17 protein-coding genes are annotated in these 18076 nt (G+C 68.9%); all 17 read right to left on the bottom strand.

Annotated elements, in window-relative coordinates:
• Positions 1-48 precede the first annotated feature (48 nt).
• Complete coding sequence (locus J2P76_RS02020; RefSeq protein ID WP_207404148.1) at positions 49-801, bottom strand: ABC transporter substrate-binding protein; 753 nt, start codon at positions 799-801, stop codon at positions 49-51.
• A gap of 98 nt (positions 802-899) precedes the next feature.
• Complete coding sequence (locus tag J2P76_RS02025) at positions 900-1562, bottom strand: helix-turn-helix domain-containing protein (RefSeq protein ID WP_207404149.1); 663 nt, start codon at positions 1560-1562, stop codon at positions 900-902.
• Between the two features lie 96 nt (positions 1563-1658).
• On the bottom strand, positions 1659-2420 hold the full coding sequence (trmD, locus tag J2P76_RS02030) for a tRNA (guanosine(37)-N1)-methyltransferase TrmD (RefSeq protein ID WP_207404150.1): 762 nt from the start codon (positions 2418-2420) through the stop codon (positions 1659-1661).
• On the bottom strand, positions 2420-3043 hold the full coding sequence (rimM, locus tag J2P76_RS02035) for a ribosome maturation factor RimM (protein WP_207404152.1): 624 nt from the start codon (positions 3041-3043) through the stop codon (positions 2420-2422). The genes trmD and rimM overlap by 1 nt, the downstream gene beginning before the upstream one ends.
• 46 nt (positions 3044-3089) lie before the next feature.
• Positions 3090-3350: a 30S ribosomal protein S16 gene (gene rpsP, locus J2P76_RS02040; protein ID WP_012248922.1), complete on the bottom strand. Its 261-nt coding sequence runs from the start codon at positions 3348-3350 to the stop codon at positions 3090-3092.
• A 137-nt stretch (positions 3351-3487) separates the two neighbouring features.
• Positions 3488-3745: a sulfurtransferase TusA family protein gene (locus tag J2P76_RS02045; protein WP_207404154.1), complete on the bottom strand. Its 258-nt coding sequence runs from the start codon at positions 3743-3745 to the stop codon at positions 3488-3490.
• Positions 3732-6353: an alanine--tRNA ligase gene (alaS, locus tag J2P76_RS02050; protein WP_207404156.1), complete on the bottom strand. Its 2622-nt coding sequence runs from the start codon at positions 6351-6353 to the stop codon at positions 3732-3734. The genes J2P76_RS02045 and alaS overlap by 14 nt, the downstream gene beginning before the upstream one ends.
• A gap of 77 nt (positions 6354-6430) precedes the next feature.
• Positions 6431-7498, bottom strand: a complete 1068-nt coding sequence (locus J2P76_RS02055) for a prepilin (RefSeq protein WP_207404158.1) — start codon at positions 7496-7498, stop codon at positions 6431-6433.
• A 10-nt stretch (positions 7499-7508) separates the two neighbouring features.
• A complete protein-coding gene (locus tag J2P76_RS02060) occupies positions 7509-8123 on the bottom strand; it encodes a type 4 pilus major pilin (RefSeq protein WP_207404160.1) in 615 nt (204 codons plus the stop codon).
• A 44-nt stretch (positions 8124-8167) separates the two neighbouring features.
• Positions 8168-9295, bottom strand: a complete 1128-nt coding sequence (locus tag J2P76_RS02065) for a general secretion pathway protein (protein WP_242697264.1) — start codon at positions 9293-9295, stop codon at positions 8168-8170.
• Positions 9288-11018: a GspE/PulE family protein gene (locus J2P76_RS02070; RefSeq protein WP_207404162.1), complete on the bottom strand. Its 1731-nt coding sequence runs from the start codon at positions 11016-11018 to the stop codon at positions 9288-9290. The genes J2P76_RS02065 and J2P76_RS02070 overlap by 8 nt, the downstream gene beginning before the upstream one ends.
• The gene (locus tag J2P76_RS23565) at positions 11011-11586 is read right to left on the bottom strand and encodes a hypothetical protein (protein WP_242697265.1); all 576 of its coding nucleotides are present in this window, start codon (positions 11584-11586) and stop codon (positions 11011-11013) included. The genes J2P76_RS02070 and J2P76_RS23565 overlap by 8 nt, the downstream gene beginning before the upstream one ends.
• Positions 11573-12874: a type 4b pilus protein PilO2 gene (locus J2P76_RS02080; RefSeq protein WP_207404164.1), complete on the bottom strand. Its 1302-nt coding sequence runs from the start codon at positions 12872-12874 to the stop codon at positions 11573-11575. The genes J2P76_RS23565 and J2P76_RS02080 overlap by 14 nt, the downstream gene beginning before the upstream one ends.
• Positions 12875-14464 carry a hypothetical protein gene (locus J2P76_RS02085; protein WP_207404166.1) on the bottom strand — a complete coding sequence of 530 codons (1590 nt, stop codon included), beginning with the start codon at positions 14462-14464 and terminating at the stop codon, positions 12875-12877.
• Positions 14461-15243, bottom strand: coding sequence for a TcpQ domain-containing protein (locus J2P76_RS02090; RefSeq protein WP_207404167.1), 783 nt, complete (start codon positions 15241-15243; stop codon positions 14461-14463). The genes J2P76_RS02085 and J2P76_RS02090 overlap by 4 nt, the downstream gene beginning before the upstream one ends.
• A gap of 214 nt (positions 15244-15457) precedes the next feature.
• Positions 15458-16789 carry an extracellular solute-binding protein gene (locus J2P76_RS02095; protein ID WP_207404168.1) on the bottom strand — a complete coding sequence of 444 codons (1332 nt, stop codon included), beginning with the start codon at positions 16787-16789 and terminating at the stop codon, positions 15458-15460.
• Positions 16790-16793: 4 nt separating this feature from the next.
• The gene (locus tag J2P76_RS02100; protein ID WP_242697266.1) at positions 16794-18050 is read right to left on the bottom strand and encodes a D-amino acid dehydrogenase; all 1257 of its coding nucleotides are present in this window, start codon (positions 18048-18050) and stop codon (positions 16794-16796) included.
• Positions 18051-18076 lie beyond the last annotated feature (26 nt).

The following is an 18076-nucleotide window of genomic DNA, read 5'->3' on the forward strand; positions in this document are numbered from 1 at the left end:
AAAGCCGGCGGCCGCGGCGGGCCGCCGGCTGGCGCCGGCGCCCGGCGCTCAACCCGCCAGGTTCCACTTCTTCAGGATGCCGTCGATGGTGCCGTCGGCTTTCAGCTTGGTCAGTGCCTTGTTGATGCGCGCCAGCAGCTCGGTGTCGTCCTGGCGTGTGGCGATACCCAGGCTGCCGACCACGATGGGCTCGTAGCTCTTGGCCATTTTCAGATTGGGGTAGGCGCCCTTGGCGATGATGCTGGCCGCGATGGGATAGTCCATGAAGCCGCCCTGGATGCGCCCGGCATTGGCGTCGCGCATCATGTCGGGCGGGTTGTCGTACAGCTTGACCTCTTTGAACATGCCGCTTTTCTGGATGGGCTGGACAAATGCCGTGCCCACCTGCACGCCCACCGTCATGCCTTTCATGTCGGCGAACGACTTGTATTGCTTGTTGTCGTCTTTAGGCACCATGAAGCCTTCGCCGTAGCGGTACACGGGTTCGGAAAAACTCACCACCTTCTTGCGGGGCTCGGTGATGAACATGGCGGCCGAGATCAGGTCGATGCGCTTGGAGGTCAGCGAGCCGATCAGGGCCGAGAACGCCATGGGCTCGATCTTTACCTCGAAGCCGGCTTCCTTGCCGACCGCCTTGATGATGTCGACCATCACCCCTTCGATGGTGTTGGTCTTGGTGTCCAGGAACGTAAACGGGCTGCCGGTGGGCGTGGAGCCGACCTTCAGCACAGTTTGCGCCTGGGCGGCACCGCCCAGCGCCAGCGTGGCGGCCAGGGCGGCCGCCATGATCTGCAGTTTCATGGAAATTCTCCCCTGCTGTTGTGGAAAGCAAGGCGCGCATCGCGCGCCGGTAGTGCGCCTGCCTGCCGCCGGCCATGCCGGCACCCGGCCAGCGCGGTTTACGGGCTGGTCTCCTTGTAGTCGATGCGGCTGATGGCCCAGATGACTTCGGCGACATCCGAGCCCGGGTTGCGCCAGCGCCGCGGCGTACGGCTGGCATAGCAGAAACTGTCGCCCGCGCGCAGCAGCATGACCTGGTCTTCGACCCAGAGTTCGAGTGTGCCTTGCAGCACCAGACCGATCTGTTCGCCCATGCCGGTCGAGAACAGGTCATCCCCGGTGGATCCGCCCGGGGCGATGCGGGCCCGACACAGGTCCAGGCTGCGCCCGGCGGGCGGGGTGTACATCTCTTTGTGGATGCCTTTGTCGAGCAGGTCGACGCGGCGGTGCGAACCGGCACGCGCCACGCGGCCGGCGGCCTCGCCGTCGCCCTGGCCGGCCCCGCGCAGCAGCGAATCGACCGACACGCCGAACTGCCTGGCCAGGAGGCCCAGGATTTTCACTGAAGGTGAACTCAGGCCGCGCTCGACCTGGCTGAGCAGGCCCACCGAGATGCCGCAGGCCTTGGCCACCTGCACCAGAGACAGACTGTGCTGCTTGCGCAACTGGCGCAGCTGCTGGCCCAGCCAGAAGTCGATCACCGAGGCGGGCGCCGGCTCGCGCGCCGTGCGCGCGGGGCGTTGTGCAGCAAGATCATCGGGGGCGGCGGCCAGGCTCGTCATATGAAATTTTCATATAGACATAATTTTCAATGCTAGCAGCCCGGCCGGGCTCGGCAAGGTGGGAACTTCCCTAGTGTGCCGTCCCGCAGGCGGACGTCACTTGCCGAGGGTAGCCAGGTAGCGCTCGTCGGCGGGCGTGAGCCAGCCGTTGGCGCGGGCGCGTTCAAGCAGGTCGGGCCGGCGCACGGCGGTAAGCCGCAGCGACTGTTCGCGCCGCCAGCGGGCGATGTTGGCATGGTGGCCGCTGAGCAGCTCGGCCGGCACCGGCTGCCCGGCATGGACTTCGGGGCGGGTGTAATGCGGGCTGTCGAGCAGGCCCGACAGCGTGTCGTTGAATGAATCCTGCAGCGCGGAATCGCCGTCGTTCAAGGCGCCGGGCAGCAGGCGGACCGCGGCATCGATGACCGCCAGCGCGGCGACTTCGCCGCCTGACAGGACGAAATCGCCCAGCGAGATTTCATCCGTGACGCAGCGGTCGATGAAGCGCTGGTCGATGCCTTCGTAGCGGCCGCAGATCAGGACGGCGCCGGAACTGGCGGCCAGCGACTCGGCGCACTGCTGATCGTAGCGGCGGCCGGTGGGCGACATCAGCACCACGGGGGCCTGCGCCAGGCCCTGATCCGCGCGGCCGGCCTGGGCCGCCGCCACGGCGGCTTCCAGCGGCGCGGCCATCATTACCATGCCCGGCCCGCCGCCATACGGGCGGTCATCGACGGTGCGGTGCACGTCGTGGGTATAGTCGCGAGGGTTCCAGGCATGCAGGGCCCACAGGCCCTGCGCATGCGCCCGGCCGGTAACGCCCAGGTCGCGCACGGTTCCGAACATGTCCGGAAAAAGCGTGACGACGTCGAAGCGCATCAGAGTTCCGTGGGCCAGTTGCTGTCGATGCGGCGGGCGGCCAGGTCGACGGCCAGGATATGGGCGCCGACGAAAGGCACCAGCATTTCAAGGGGACGCCCCTTGGCGTCGCGCCGGGGTTCGGGCTCGCCGCCGGGAGCGGGCGCGCGCTGCAGCACGACCCGCAGAATGGCGTGCGCGCCGTTGTCGAACACCTCTTCGACCACACCCACGCGCGCCTGCTCGCCTTCGGCGTTGGTGTAAAACGCGCAGCCGATGAGGTCGACCCAATAATATTCGTCGTCGGCGGCGGCCGGGAACTGGCTGCGCGACACCTGCACCGCCAGGCCGCGCAGAGCCTCGGCCTGTTCGCGATCGGCGATGCCGGCCAGTTGCGCCACCACGGTGGCCCCCTGCGGCCGTGCCTGCACGACTTTGTATTCGTGTGGCGCAGACGTGACAACGCCTCGCGCCGTTTCAGGAGCGAGGCGAGTCAGCCACCAGCTGGATGCCTTGCGCAGCACATCGGCCTGGGCGGAATGCGGCTGCACCTTGACCCAGCCCTTGACGCCATAGGCCCCGGTGATGCGGCCCAGTTCGACCAGGTCGCCGGGCGCCGCGGTAGGGGTTGCGGCGTCGGGCATAGGGCCAGGCGGCTAGGCAGCGCGCGGGTTTGTGCCAGGCGCGCCGTCAGGCGGCGGCGGAAACCTTGGCCGAGTAGTCTTTGACCAGGCGCTCGACGGCGGGCGACAGTTGCGCGCCGCTGTTGGTCCAGTATTGCACGCGGTCAAGCGAGATGCGCAGGCTTTCCGAGCCTTCGCTGGCAACCGGGTTGTAGAAACCGACGCGTTCGATGAAACGGCCATCGCGGCGGTTGCGCGAATCGGTGGCTACCAAATTGTAAAACGGACGCTTCTTCGACCCACCGCGGGCCATGCGAATCACCACCATAGGTAATCCCTTGAATTAGTTGTGAAAAACGGAAGATTCTAGCATTGAATGGAAGGCCCTGGCAAGGAAGGCCTTGATTCATACCGATTGCATAGCATACACCCCCGGGGCAGCCGGGCGCCCCCGGGGCCTGCCCCCTAGCGCCGCCGCAGGAAATGCAGCACCGTGCCCTGGTTGTCGTGCTGAGCCAACAGGGCGTTGCCGCTTTGCTTGGCAAAAGCCTGGAAATCGCGCGTTGCCTTGGGGTCGGTGGTGGCCACGCGCAGCACCTGGCCGCTTTCCATCTGGGCCAGGGCCTTCTTGGCGCGCAGGATGGGCAGCGGGCAGGTCAGCCCGCTGGCATCGACGTCGTGCTGGAATTCCGGCAGGCCCGCGGCAGGATCAGAGGCGTTCATCGACCCACCCCTGCACGCTGGCTACCGCCGCCGGCAGAGCCTGGGCGTCGCTGCCGCCGCCCATGGCCATGTCGGGCCGGCCGCCGCCCTTGCCGCCCACCTGCCCTGCCACGAAACCGACCAGGTCGCCCGCCTTGACGCGGCTGGTGAGGTCGGCCGTGACGCCGCCCACCAGGCTGATCTTGCCGTCGCCCCCGGCGCTGGCCAGCAGCACGACGGCCGACTTGAGACGGTCTTTCAGGTTGTCGACCATGCCGCGCAGCGCCTTGGGATCGATGTCGCCGAGGCTGGCGGCCAGCACCTTGACGCCCTTGACCTCTGCAGCCTTGGCGGCCAGGTCGTTGCCGGCGCTGGCGGCCAGCTTGCCGCGCGCCTGCTCGAGGTCTTTTTCGAGGGCGCGGACCTGCTCTTGCACCTGGGCCAGGCGCTCGGGCAGGTCGCCCGGGGTGGTGCGCAGCATGCCCGCGGCGCGCAGCAGCAGGGCGTTCTGGTTCTGCACCCACGCCAGCGCGTTGTCGCCGGTGATGGCCTCGACGCGGCGCACGCCGGCGGCCACGCCGCCTTCGGCCACGATCTTGAACAGGCCGATGTCGCCGGTGCGCGATACGTGCGTACCGCCGCACAATTCGCGCGAGAAGCCGATATCGAGCACCCGCACGGTGTCGCCGTATTTTTCGCCGAACAGCGCCATGGCGCCGCCCTTGACGGCGTCATCGTAGGCCATGACCTGCGCCTGGGTGGGCTGGTTGGCCAGGACTTCGGCATTGACGATGGCCTCGACCTGGGCAATTTGCTCGGCCGACAGCGGCGCGTCGTGAGCGAAGTCGAAGCGGGTCTTGTCGGGGTCGACCAGCGAGCCGCGCTGCTGCACATGGGCGCCCAGCACCTGGCGCAGCGCCTTGTGCATGAGGTGGGTGGCGGAGTGATTGCGCACAGTGCGCGCGCGGCGCACGGCGTCCACCCGGGCCAGCAGCGCGTCGCCCACGGCCAGCGAGCCGGATTCGAGCACGCCGTGATGGCCGAACACGCCGGCCTGGATCTTCAGGGTATCGGCCACCGCGAAGCGCGCGCCGCCGCCCTCGAGCAGGCCGGTATCGCCGACCTGGCCGCCCGATTCGGCATAGAAGGGCGTGGCGTCGAGCACCACCACGGCATGCTGGCCGGCCCGCACGCGCTCGACCTGGGTGCCGTCGACATACAGCGCGGTGACCTTGACGCCGTCGAGCTCGAGCTTTTCGTAGCCTTCGAAGCGGGTGTCGGCGCCTTCGTAGCTGAGGCCCTCGGCCATCTTGAACTTGCCGGCGGCGCGGGCCTGGTCGCGCTGGCGCGCCATGGCGGCATCGAAGCCGGCCATATCGACTTCGACATTGCGTTCGCGGCAGATGTCGGCGGTAAGGTCGACCGGGAAGCCGTAGGTGTCGTACAGCGTGAACAGCGTAGTGCCGTCGAGCTGGCCGCCCGCCGGCACGCCGGCCAGGGCGCCGTCGAGGATCTTCATGCCGTGTTCGAGGGTTTCGCCGAAGCGTTCTTCTTCCTGCTTGAGCACCTGGGCCACCCGCTCGGCGGCCTGCGCCAGCTCGGGATAGGCCTGGCCCATCTCGGCCACGAGATCGGGCACCAGCTTGTAGAAGAACGGCTTGGTCTGGCCCAGCTTGTAGCCATGGCGCAGGGCGCGGCGCACGATGCGGCGCAGCACGTAGCCGCGACCCTCGTTGCTGGGAATGATGCCGTCGACGATCAGGAAGGAGCACGCGCGGATGTGGTCGGCGATGACCTTCAGCGAATTGTCTTCGAGGTTCTTGACGCCGGTTTCGCGCGCGGCGGCCCGGATCAGGTTCTGGAACAGGTCGATTTCGTAGTTGGAATGCACGCCCTGCAGCACGGCCGCGATGCGTTCCAGGCCCATGCCGGTATCGACACAGGGCTTGGGCAGGGGTTCCATGTTGCCGGCGGCGTCGCGCTCGAACTGCATGAACACCAGGTTCCAGATCTCGATGTAGCGATCACCGTCTTCTTCGGGCGAGCCCGGAGGGCCGCCCCACACCTCGGGGCCGTGGTCGTAGAAGATTTCGGAACACGGGCCGCACGGGCCGGTATCGGCCATTTGCCAGAAGTTGTCGGACGCGTAGCGGCTGCCCTTGTTGTCGCCGATGCGGATGATGCGCTCGCGCGGCACGCCGACTTCGGTGGCCCAGATGTCATAGGCCTCGTCGTCTTCCTGGTAGACGGTAACCCACAGCTTTTCGGCGGGCAGTTTGTAGACCTGGGTCAGCAGTTCCCAGGCGTACTGGATGGCGTCGCGCTTGAAATAGTCGCCGAAGCTGAAGTTGCCCAGCATCTCGAAAAACGTGTGGTGCCGCGCCGTGTAGCCGACGTTTTCGAGATCGTTGTGCTTGCCGCCGGCCCGCACGCTGCGCTGCGACGAGGTCGCCCGGGTATAGGAACGCGTTTCCTTGCCGGTGAAGACGTCTTTGAACTGCACCATGCCCGAATTGGTGAACAGCAGCGTGGGGTCGTTGCCCGGCACGAGCGAGGCCGAAGGAACAATGGTGTGCCCCTTCGACTGGAAGAACTGCAGGAATTTCTGGCGAATCTCTGAGGATTTCATTCTGGGACGAACCGGAATTTAGGCGAATTTTTGATTATAGAGGGTCGGCGGCCGGCCGCCTGCGCGCCCTGCCCCGCCTAACCCGGGCCCACGCAGACATAGCTGAAAGTGGTACTGCCATTGTCGGCCCACAGGCCTTTCGAAACCAGGACGGCCGCATAGCCTCTGGGGCACGAACACGCCCCGGTTACAGGATTGGCGGACGAGGCGGAGTGCCCGCAGCCAAGGAGACGATTCAGGGCATAAGCGCCGCCGAAACTGCCCTGCATGGCGGTCCAGACGCCGCCGCGGCAGTCCAGCAGGCCGCCATTTGCACTGCGGGCCACCAACCCGGCCCCGCCCGGGCAGGCCGTGCCGGCCACCGCGACGCCACCCAGCGACAGAAATTCGCCGGTATGCAGCCGGCCCGCGCTGGACAGGGCGCCGGCCACCGACAGGCCGCCCTGCAGATCCGGGTCGCGGGTATCGCGCCGGCGCACGTACAAGTCGTAGTCGGCCGCCCCGAAGCCGGCCCACACGGCCAGCGTGCCCGGCGCCAGGGCCGGCATGGCGGGCTCGGGCGGGTTGGGAAAGTCGAAATTGGCGCCGCGCACCCGGGCGGCGGTGGCCGCGCCGCCATAGCCGCCGGCGGCTTCGATGGCCGCGCTCAGGCGCATGAGATCCGGCGCCGACCCGTCGGCCAGCAGGACCGGCCCGGCGCCATAGGCGAGCGCGTCGAGCCGGCAGCCCGCCCCCGGGCAGCGGGCATCGCGCAGGATGCGGATGGCCACGCCCTCGCCCAGGGCCCCGCTTTCGGGAAATGCGGCGGGCAGGTGGCCATGGGCCTTGAGTTCGGCCAGGCGCGGGGCCAGCGGGTCGGCATACAAAGGCAGCCCGTTGGCGCCCAGCGCCGGCACGCCTTCGGCCAGGCTGTCGAAATGCTGCCGCAGCATGTTGTCGAGCCCGCGCTTGAGTTCGAGCATCCAGACTCCGGCGGCCCGGCTGGCCGCGTCATCGACCTGGTGAACCAGGCGATTGGCGCCCCAGATCAGGATCATGCTGGCCACGGCGACCGCAAGGGTCAGTTCCAGCAGGGCGAAGCCGGCCTGCCCTGGGTGCGGCCGGCTGCTTCCGGCCGCACGGGTGTGCGATGTAGTGATGCCCACGGGATGTCCTTCAGCGCACGGTGAACACGAAAGTATTGCTGTCGCCTTCGGCGCACTGGGATTCGGCCGCCACGGCGCTGTAGGCCACGCGTGGCACGATGGTGGTGTCCTTGACCCTGGATGCCCCGCCCCGCCCTTCGATGGTAATGATGTCGGACACCCGCTGCATGACCGACGCCAGGCCGGGACAGGCTGCATTGCTGACGTTGGTCAGGGTAATGGCGAAACCCGAACCGGCGCCGCCCCCGGCCACGGCAACCGGGGCAATGGTGATGGTGCCATTGCCGCCGCTGCCGCTGCCGCCCAGCCCATGGGACACCACCGAGCTGGCGCCCGTGCCGCTGACCGCCACCACGCTGGAATCGCGCAGGGCATTGGCCAGCGAGCCCGTGTCGAGATCGGCGTACGGCGCCGGCCCCGAGCCTTGCGCGAAAGTCTTGGTGCGGGCGACAAAACGCTGCAGTTCTTCGCCGACCTTGGGCACCTTGTTTTCAATGACGTACGCGCCGATGGCCGGAATGCCGATAATTGCCACCAGCAGCACGATGGCGGTAACGATGGACACTTCGATGAGCGAGAAGCCGGCCTGGCGGCGCGGCGCGGCGATGAACAACGGATAAGGCATGGAAGACCTCCTGGGCAAAAAAAGTGGAATAGCCGCGCTGTCGGCTAGCGGCTGGCGTAGTAATTCGTCAGGGCGCGGCGCAGTTCGTCGATCACGCCGTAATGCCACAGCGCCAGGCCCAGCACGGCGGCGACCGCCGCCAGCAGCATGGCCCAGCGCAGCGCCAGGGCCTGGCGCCGCACCCGCGCCAGCGTGCGCGACTCGACCCGCAGCCGGGCCTGCGCGACGCCTGCCTCGACCCCGCGCGCGGCAATCACGTCGGCCATGAACCAGGCGGTTTCGCGGTCGAACAGGCCGGTGTCGAAAGTGCCGGCCCCGACGATGCCGTGCTCGACGCGCGCCAGCATCTGGCCGGTATGCCAGGCCAGCCAAGGAGAGGCATGCCAGGCCAGCGCCGCCAGGGCCTGGCGCAGCCGGGTGTCGATGTTGCCGCGCTGGCGCAACATGACAGCCAGCATGGCCAGGAAGCGGATGGCATGGAAGTCGCGGTACAGGCGCCAGGGAAGCAGCTGGTCGAGCCGCGCGCGCCACGGCCCGGTGAACACCGGCATCGACCAGGCCGTCAGCCATGCGCCGCCGGCCAGCAGCACTGCCCAGAACACCAGCCAGCGCCGCAAGGCCTGCGCCAATGCGTACAGGCCCTGAGTAAGCCCGCCGTAGTAGTCCGGCGGCACGGCCTGGAATACCTGCTGCAGTCGCGGCACCGTGAAATACGGCACGGCGCACAGCAGGCCGATGGCTACCGCCAGCGCCGCGCCCCCCGCGGCGCACGTGCCCGCCAGGATGCCGCGCGCCTGCTGCACCAGCCGCGCGGCGCCGGCCAGGTCGCGCAGCGCGTGCGGCAGCGCTTCGCCGCCGGCCTGCTGGGCCGCCGCGATCAACTGGCATTCGTCATCGGACATCGAGCCCGCCCAGGCCGCGGCGAGATCGCCGCCGGATTCCTGGTACCGGTGCTGCCAGCGCTGCGCCAGCCGGCCCCGCACGGAATCGGGCCCATAGCGCAGCGCATCGTCTTCGAAAATGTCGCGCAGGGTCTTGCGGCCCTGCAGGCTGTCGATCAGGTCCGCCAGATATTCGTAATAGTCTGCGCGCTGACGCTGGAAACAGCGGCCGTCGTACCACGCCGCCAGTTGCCGCAGCATGCCCGCCAGCGGGCCAGTGCGCTCAGGCATCGCGGCCTCCGGCCAGCAGGCGCATGGGCGCCGCGCGGCGCGGGCCGGCGGGCAGGTCGAAGTGCTGCGCAATCATGCGCGGATCGATCTGCCCGCGCGATGCCTTGTAAATCGCGCAGCCGGCGGCGCACTTGCCTGCCATGTCGGCGTCATCGAATGCCGTGCGCGGCAATGCGCGCACATGGCGGCGCAGACCCAGGTTGTCGCGGCGCCGGATCATGTGCAGGAAGCGGTCGTCGCGATCGGGCTCGACCATCTCGGCCACGACGGTGCGGCCGGCCAGCCCATGCAGCTGGGGCAACTGCGGGCGCCGGCAGGCCGGGCAGCCGGCGGGGTTGCGGGCCCGCAGCGCGGCGCCGTCGAGTTGATGAGCCCGGGCGAATGCCAAGGCCCAATCGCGCCACGGCATGGACTCGGCGCGCCGCGGCAGGCTGTCGAACGGCAATGCGCAATTCACGCACAGGCGCGGCAGCAGCGCCTGGTAGACCAGCAGCTTGAGCACGCCGGGGGTGGCCAGGAAATCGCGCGACACGCCGATGAAATCGGAAGCCAGGCGTTCGGGAATCATGCAGGCCGAGCCTGTGTGGGTGGTGGTATATACATTGACGCCGGAGCCGGCCAGGTCCATGAACGCGCGGCCGGTGTCGCGGTCGCGGATCTCGCCGATGAGCAGGTCGTGCATGGCCGAGCGCTTGACGGTCTTGAGCTTGGCGTCGAACACCGGCGAAGACTCGGCGTCCAGCGTGCGCCCGACCGTGTTCTGCAGGGCATTGCCGATCCGGTATTCGACCGGATCTTCAAGCGTGATGACCTTGCGCGCGGCGGGGATGTCCCGCATCAGGGTGGCGATGGAGGTGGATTTGCCCGACCCGACCACGCCGGCCAGCACGATGGCGCCGCCGCTGCGTTCGCGCGCGCGTTCCAGCGCGGCGATCTGCGACGGCAGGTAGCCCAGTTCCGCCAGGCTGGCGCCCCCCTCGGCCGCGTCCAGCCGCAGCAGGCGCAGGCACACGGACGGCCCGGCATCGGCGGCCAGCGATGCCCAGCGCACGGTGACCGGCCGGCCATCGATATCGAGCGCGATGCGGCCTTGCTGCTCGGCCAGCGGATCGAACACCGCGCCATTGCCGCCGCGCACGTCCATCCAGGCCACCGCCAGGACTTCGAGCAAGGTGGCGGCCGACATATCGCTGAAGCAGCCGGGCAGGACATAGGCGCCGTCGATGGTGTAGCGCACCTCGGATTTTCCCGGCGGCTGGCGGATGTTGATGTGCACATCGCTGGCATGCTGCTCGAGCCCCCAGCGTACGATGTCGAGAAAGAGCGAAGCCAATGCCGAGCGCTGCGCCGAAGGCGCCGCCGCGCGGCTTTCGCGCAGCGTGGCGGCCGTGATCTGGCCGCGCGCCACGGGCAGCAGCAACGCAGCCGGCAGCGCATAGCGCGGCACTGGCGCAAGGCGGTAGCCGCGTGCGCACATCATGCGCTCGACCTCGGCGATCTGGTCGCCATGCAAGTAGTCAGGCAGGGAGAACACGGCCGCCTGGCCGCCTTCGAGCAATACCGGGCACAGGCGGCCGGCCAGCAGGGCCAGGTCGAATTCGCCGCCGAGCGCGCGGACAAAAGCCGGCTCGAGCCGCGCCAGGTCGTCGGGGGTATGCAGCCAGGGCTGGGCGTGCCGGCACCCGGCAGGCAGCGGGCCGGCACGGACCAGGGATTCAGTCATGGACGGACCCGCTTTGCAGCAGACACGCGGTATAGGGCGCGCCGGCCTTGCGCAGGCGCACGCACGGAACCTCGATGGCCTGCAGGGCGTACGAATCGCCGGCAAGCGGCGCGCTGGCCAGCGGCGCGGCCCTTCCGGCCCGATAGCGGGCGACGCGGCCATTGACGGAGATGTCGGCATGCAGCGCCTTGCCCACACCGTAGATCGCCATGACATCGATGCGGTCGGCAGCGGAAGCCTCATCGGCCGGGCCGGCCGATGCGCGCGGCGCGCCGCCGGCGGGCGCTTCCAGCCAGTCGGCCGCCTGCCGCGGAGGCGGCGCGGCCCGCGCGGCCTGCGCGTCGGCACGCAGCAAATCGCGCACGGTATCGCCCTCGGCCCACACCGCTTCTGGAGCGGCCGACGCGGCATCGGAGGCTTCGAGATGGGCCGCCTCATCGGCAGCCGGCAACTGGGCCGTTACGGGCATGGCCGCCCCGCAGCCAGCTGCCACCACCGCCAGCCAGGCCGCGCGGCGCGGGCGACGAAGTACCCGCGACTTGACCGGATGCGGATCAATCTTGTTCATAGAGGGTTCCTTGGAGTTCGGCCGTCAGGGCGCTGACGGCAGTGCCGGGCGTACGGCCGGCGGCCAGGCGCAGCACGATGGCCGACCAGGCCACGATCAGCCGGGATTGATCGGCCAGCAGGGAAAACGAGCGCAGCGGGCCCTGCAATACCAGCGCGCGCTGGCGCAAGACCGGCCAGGCGGGCGGCGCGCCGATGGGCTGCCCCTGAGGGTCGCGAGGCGCGGCGATCGGCGCAGGCGCGGGTGGGCCGAGGGTCAGCTGCGTAAACGCGGGGCGCGCCAGCTGCAAGGCGCTGGCCAGGGCGTGGTCGACATGCTCGGCCCGGGGCGGCGCGAGGTCGGCCAGCGAGGTATGGTTGCCCGGCACGGCCCAGGCCAGTTCGGCGCCATCCAGCGGCTGGAAACGCAGTTGCCAGCCGGCAGGCAGAACTTGTGCGAAAGCGCGATTGGTGGCGTCGGGCTCGGCGCGGACGTATGCCGCGCTGCACGACCAGGCCTGCGGCGCGGGCAGACAGCGCGCATCGCGCAGCAGCCAGCCCCGCACGTTCAGCGGCAGGCGGTGCAGGGACGCGAACACGCGCGCCAGCTCGGGCAACAAGTGCACCGGCTGTTGCTGGCGGAACCGGAGCACGGCCTGGCGCCAGGCTTCATCGGCCGTGGGGCCCGGCGCCGGCGCGGCCGCGCGCGGCGAAGGCCGCCATGCCTGCCACGCCGCGGGCACGGCCAGGGTCAGCGCCAGGACGCCGGCGAAAACACGCACCGGCAGTGGCAGGCGCGACCAGCGCGACCCCACGGGCCGCAACAGCGCGGCATCGTCGGGCGCGGCCATCAGGGCCTTCAGGGTTGGCGGGCCGTCGTGCCGCCGCAGCGACGGATACTGGGCGGCCAAGGCCTGCAAGGCGGCTTCGGCCTGGTCCGAATCGGGGTACAGTGCATCGGCGCGCGTGAGCACGGCGCCGTCCTGCGCGGCCGCGAGCCACCAGCGTCCATCGGGCAAGGGCGCAATGCAGGCCGCCGTGCCGCTGGAATAATGGCGGGCGAACGCCTGCGCCGCGGCATGCACCGGCCGGCGGCGCAGGGGCGGCGCGAGCCGCGCGCAACCACCGGCCAGCGCCCCCTGCCCGCCCACCACATAATGTGTGGCGCGCAGGCGCCGCGCGCGGGCCCTGGCCATGGACGGCGCCTGGCTGCCCACCAGGGCGAACCATGACAGTCCGAACGCGAGGCTGCAATCGCCGCCCTCGGCATCGATCAACAGCAGTTGATCAGGGGCTACGGCCGCGAACATTCAGATGCCCTCTTCAACCATGGCAGTCACCAGGACCACCGTGGTCAGGCGGTCGCTGGATGCCCGGTCTTGCCCGCCGGCGAGCAGCGGCGCATTGGCCGAGAGGCGGCGGCGGTCGTATTCGTCCTGGCGGCGGTCGAAACCCGACAAGATGACCGGCTGCCCGGGGCTGAGCGCAATCTGCTGCACGGTGCCGTTGCCGTCGATGGTGATCTGCTGCACCTGTACCTGGTTGCCCTGCTCGCCGAAAGTAATGCTTTTGATGGGCTGAGCCACCGTGTTGTCGTAGGCGATTGACAGCAGGATGCGGCCGTCGGCCTGGGCGTCGGGCACCAGCGTCAGGAAAGTGCCTACGGTTTCCTGCTTCTGGCTGATGGACACGGAAGGCAGGGTCGTGCTGCCCAGCGAAGCGTCGATGCCGGCCACCGCCGTGCTCTGGACCTGGTCGATGTACGAGAAGGTGGTGCGCACCGCGTGGGTGACCGGACGACGATTCAGGGTCAGGACCGGCACGCTGCTATGGCGCAGCACGGCGCCGGTCTGGCTGAGCGCCGAGACAATGGCGCGCGAGCCCTGGAAGCGCCCGCTGCCCACCGTGGCCCCCAGCGCCGCGGCGGCGTTGCCGGCGGCATTGGGCATCGCGGCGGTGACCGCCACGCGCGCGCTGTCGTAGACCGCCTTCCAGTCGATGCCGCCCTCGGCGCTGTCGTTGGCCACCACCGTGATTTCTTCGAACAGCAGGCGCACGCGCCGGGTCAGCGCCTGGTTTTCGCGCTCGATGAACTGGCCGATGCGGTCGAGCACATCGGGAATGTCGGTAACGACCAGCGAACTGCCGCCGCCGTCGAGGTCGGCGATGGTGCCGGCCTGCGTCAGGAACGGAATGATGCGCACGCGCACGGCCTGCAGGGCATGATGCTCGCCTGACGACAATGCGGTATTGGAAGTGTTGTCGAAGCCGCCCGCCTCGGTGGTGCCGGCCCGGCCCAGCCTGGCGTCGGCGCGGCTGGCCAGGGTCAGTGCGCGCACGTCGAACACGCGCGTCTGCATGCGGTAGAACTCAATGGCGTTGTGGTGGTAGCGCCAATGCACGCCGAAACTGGCGGCCAGCGTGTCGAGTGTGTCGGGCAGCGGGCGCGGCCCGACCAGCACCGGCACGCGCATGGGCGCGGACAGGTCGGCAGGCGCCGGCTGGCCCAGCCGCGGCAGGAACAGCGCGTGCGGCAGCAAGGCATCGGGCGCGATGCGCACGGCAATGCCGGTTACGCTGGTCAGCCGTTCGGCCAGCGAAGGCAGGTCGAGCCGCCCGGCGAACAGCAGGGTCGTGTCTACATCGCCGCGCAGCGCGGGCGGCAGCACGATGTCGCGGGCCAGCGGCTGGGACTTGCCGGCCAGCCATGGCTTGTCGACGTCCTGCGCGGCAACGCGCGCGTTACGGTCGGACACCGAGGCGGCGAATTGCCGCTGCCCGGTCTCGACCTTGGAGCGCGCCGCGGAAATGGCCTCGCGCAGCGCTTGCAGCGACTGCTGTGCCGAACACCCGGCCAGGGCCAGCAGCACAATGCCGGAATATGCCAGGCGGGCTTTCATGGGCGGGCTCCTGGCGCGGCGGAACGATCGCAGGCCTGTGTGAACGGCACGACGCGCAACACCTTGTTTGTGTAGAAACACGGCTGCACCGGCCGATCGGCCAGTTCCGTCGAGGCCAGCAGGCCGCGCACGGCGGCTTTGAAATCGGCGGGAAAATCGGCGCTGCCCGCCAGGGGAATGTCGGCGTCGACTGCCCAATGCTGCGGTTCGAAAGCCCAGCCGGCATCGTCGGCCCAGCGCGTCAGTACAGCGCGCAGGGTGGCATCGGGCGGGCCGGCCCGGAAGCGTGCCGGCGCATTGCCGGGCCTGGCGGCCGAAGGCGGCGCTGCCGGCGGCGATGGAGCCGCAGGCAGCTCGACAGCCGGCGCCGCTTCGGGCCCGGCGGCCGACCCGGCCGACGGCACGGGCGGCACGGGCACGGCGGGGGTGGCCTGCCGTTCGACCCGCGCCATATGCCGCCCACCCTGCAGCACCAGCGCCGGCCAGACGCCGTCGACGATAAGGTAGGGTTCCTGGCGCGTATACGACAGCGGCTGCAGGCCGGCGGGCGTTTGCGCGAACAAGGCCGGCGGGGTGCGCCCGGGTGCGAACTGCAGCCAGGTGCGCCCCGCTCCGCTGAATACCTGCAATGGCGCCACGGCAGGGTCGCCGGACAATTGCCAGTTGAAATCGTAATGGCCGGCGGGCGCGCCACCGGCGGCCCAGCCCGCGCCGGCTGGCCATTGCGCGCAAGCGGCCAGCCCCAGCGGCAGCAAACCCAGAAGAATGAATCGAACCATGCTCGCCCCGAATCGGTGTGCGTTCCGGATCGGAACGCGAGGACAGCATGGTGGCCCGGCCAGGCCGGCGCAGCTAGACCGACTTATACGGACGGAATTTTTCGTTCACTGCGGATGAAGCGGGCAGAACAAAAGAAAAAACCGGCCTGGCGGCCGGCTGATGGGCGATTCGGGATGGCGGCGCTGAACCGCGCCGCCATCCCGGCATACGGCGCTAGCGCTGCTGCGCCAGGCGGCGAGCCTGGTCGGCGGCGCGGTTCAGCGCCGCCACGGGCGGCGTCTTGCCGTCGAAAGCCTCGTCGAGCTCGGTGCTGAGCACAGCTTCGACGCGATCGTAGTTGGCCATGCGGAAGCCCCGGCTGGTGGCCGCCGATTTGCCCTGCATGGACTGGACGATGGCGTGCGCGCCCGGGATCTTGTCGTAGAACGAGACGTCGGCGGCGCGGAATGCCGCATCGGTAAGCGGCAGGTAGCCGGTGCGCTGGTGCCATTCGGCGGCGTTGACGGGCTTGGCCAGCCAGGCCAGGAACTGCGCGGTGGCTTTTTCCTGGGCTTGCGGGTGGCCATCGATGGCCCACAGCGCCGAACCGCTGATGAACGGGCTGCCGGCTTCTTTGGTGGCCTGGGTGTAGTACGGCAGCGGCGCCACGCCGAACGACAGCGAGCGTGTGTTCATGAAGGTGCCGGCGGCTCCGGAGCCGGAGGTCAGCACGGCGCAATCGCCCTTGGCGAACAGCTTGTCGCTCTGGTCGCCGTCGGAATGCGCCATGAACAGCAGCGAACGCTTCCAGCTGGCCATCAGCGAAACATGCCGCATGTACAGGGTGTCGAACTGCAGCGAGGGCGCGGCCTTGCTGGACGCCAGACCGTTGTCGTTGCTGGTGAACAGCTGCTTGTTGATGGGCGCCAGGTTCTCCAGGTGGATTTTCACCTGGTTGCTGGACGCGTACGGGCATTCGATGTTGGCCACGTCGCGCAGCTTGAGCAGTTCGCCCTGCAGGTCGGCCCAGGTGCGGGCCGGCTTGTTGGGGTCGAGGCCGGCCTTTTTGTAATAGGCCAGGTTGTAGTACATGATGGGCACTTCCGCCATCCAGGGGAAGGCCAGCAGGCGTCCCTTGCTGTCGCGGGTGAAGCTGGATGTGGACGGCAGGAACCAGTTCAGGTCTTTGATGGGGTACTTGGCCAGCAACTGGTACAAAGGCAGGATGGCCTTGTGCTCGGACACGACTTCAGGCGAGCGGTTGTCGGCCAGTTGCACCAGGTTGGGCCCCTTCTTTTTCTTCAGGGCGTCGGCGGCTTCTTTCTGCAGCGCCGGCGCATCGGAAAAGTCGCGCAGTTCGACCTCGACGTCGCTCTGCTCTTTGTTGAATTTCTTGGTGAGTTTTTCGAATTCGGCCTTGTTGGGACCGGTGAGCGTGTGCCAGACCTCGATTTCGACGGTGGCGCCGTGCGCCGCCCCCGCGGCGAGCATGGCGGCTCCGAAAACCCAGGTGCGCCGGCTGGCGATCAGTGCGCGGGCCAGGCCCGCCAATTGCAGTGTCTTCATAGGTTCACAGACCAAGAAAAGGAAATTCGGGCTCCGGCTTGCGTCCGCTGAGCAGATCGGCCAGGGCCCGGCCCGAACCGACTCCCATGGTCCAGCCCAGCGTGCCGTGGCCCGTATTCAGGTACAGGTTGGGAATGCGGGTGCGGCCGATGAGAGGCACGTTCGAAGGGGTGGACGGGCGCAACCCCGACCAATAGCTGACGCTCTCGAAATCGAGCGCGTCGGGAAACAGTTCGCGCGCCAGGCGCGTCAGGGCCTCGCAGCGGCCAGTATTGAGCGCGCGCGAATAGCCGGACAACTCGGCCGTGCCCGCCATGCGCAGCCGGTCGCCCAGGCGCGAGAACACCACCTTGTGGCTGCTGTCGGTCAGGCTGACCGAGGGCGCGCGCGCCGGATCGCGCACGGTGAAGGTTGCCGAATAGCCCTTGGCGGGATACACGTTGCAGGGCACCCCCAGCGGCCGCACCAGGCGCGCGCTGAAGCTGCCCAGCGCCACGACATAGGCGTCGGCCACGATGCGCGCATAGCGGCCATCGGGCTGGATGGTTTCCAGGGCCTGCACCTGGCCGCCCTGGCTGACCAGGCGCGTGGCGCTGGTTTCGTAGCGGAATTCGACACCGGCCTGCTCGCACTGCTGCGCCAGGCCGGCCGCAAACAGGTGGACATCGCCGCTTTCGTCTTCGGGCGTGAAATCGCCGCCCACGATGGTGCCGCGATGCGGCGCCAGGGCGGGTTCGATGGCGACCACTTCATCGGCCGTGACGACCCGGCGCTCGACGCCGAAATCGCGCATCAGGCCGGCGGCTTTCTGCGAGGTCTCGAATTCGTGGGAATCGCGGTAGAAATTGAGGATGCCGCGTTCAAGGTGATCGTACGGAATGCCCAGCTGGGCGCGCATGCCCTGCAGCGTGGCGCGACTGTATTCGGCCAGCCGCACCATGGCGCGGATATTGGGGGCCAGCCGGCCCGGCAGGCATTCGCGCAGGAAGGCCAGGCCCCACATCCATTGGCGCCAGTCGAGCTGGGGCCGGAACAGCAGGGGCGCGTCGTCCTGAAACATCCATTTCAGCAGCTTCAAGGGCGCCTGCGGATTGGCCCAGGGTTCGGCGTACGAGACGGAAATCTGCCCGCCGTTGGCCAGGCTGGTTTCCTGGGCCGGGCCGGGGCGGCGATCGACCACCACGACATCGTGGCCTGCCTGGCGCAGCCACCAGGCGCTGGAAATGCCGATGATGCCGCTACCCAATACCGCTACTTTCATGCGCGCCTTGCTCCTTGCGCCGCCGG

The organism is Bordetella petrii, from assembly GCF_017356245.1.
Classification (GTDB): Bacteria; Pseudomonadota; Gammaproteobacteria; order Burkholderiales; family Burkholderiaceae_B; genus Bordetella_A; species Bordetella_A petrii_D.